Genomic DNA, 824 nt, shown 5'->3' with positions numbered 1-824 from the left:
GCTTCAGCAGGCCGGCCGCGAGGTTGAGCGCGGTCGACTTACCGCAGCCGGACGGACCGACGACGGTGACGAATTCGCCGTCGGCGATGTCGAGCGACAGCCGGTCAAGCGCGACGAAGGCATTGTCCTTGAGGTCGAACCGGCGCGTGACCTTGTCGAAGACGATCTTGGGCGGCATCACACGCGCTCCTGCCAGACGGTCAGCCGGCGCTCGATCACCAAAAGGATGCGATCCATGGCAAGGCCGAGAAGGCCGATGGTGATCAGGCTGACGAAGATGGTCGGCAGGTCGTAGTAGAGTTGCGCCTGCTGCATGCGGAAACCGAGGCCGGTCTGCGCGGCGATCAGTTCGGCGGCCACCAGCGTCGCCCAGGCCGAGCCGAGGCCGATGCGCACGCCGACCAGGATGAACGGCGTCGATGCGGGAATGATGACGCGCAGGAAGATGGTCATGTCCTTGGCGCCGAGCACGCGCGCGGCGTTGATCATCGTCTTGTCGACGCTGATGACGCCCTGATAGGTGGCGACGACGCCGGCCAGGAAGGAGGCCAGGAAGATGACGAAGATCTTCGGCGTCTCGTCGATGCCCATCGTTACGATCGCCAGCGGAATGATGGCCAGCGGCGGGATCATGCGGAAGAACTGCAGATACGGCTCGATAAGCGAGCGCGCGACCTTGTACCAGCCCATGACGAAGCCGACCGGGATCGCCAGGATGACGCCGAGGAGAAAGCCGGTCATCACCCGAGCAAGGCTCGACATGATGTCGGTGGCGAGCTGCCCGTTTGCGATCAGATCGATAAACCTGGACGCAACCTGTGGCG

2 protein-coding genes are annotated in these 824 nt (G+C 64.0%); both read right to left on the bottom strand.

Going from position 1 to position 824, the window contains the following annotated elements; all coding sequences use genetic code 11:
* On the bottom strand, positions 1-178 hold a 178-nt coding region (locus tag EOA22_RS35675; protein WP_127390717.1), incomplete at its 3' end, for an ATP-binding cassette domain-containing protein.
* A partial coding sequence (locus EOA22_RS35670; protein WP_164756281.1) for an ABC transporter permease occupies positions 178-824 on the bottom strand: 647 nt, incomplete at its 5' end. The genes EOA22_RS35675 and EOA22_RS35670, both read right to left, overlap by 1 nt.

The sequence above is a fragment of the Mesorhizobium sp. M7A.F.Ca.US.014.04.1.1 genome, assembly GCF_003998745.1.
Classification (GTDB): Bacteria; Pseudomonadota; Alphaproteobacteria; order Rhizobiales; family Rhizobiaceae; genus Mesorhizobium; species Mesorhizobium ciceri.
This window is presented reverse-complemented; position numbering and strand designations above follow the sequence as displayed.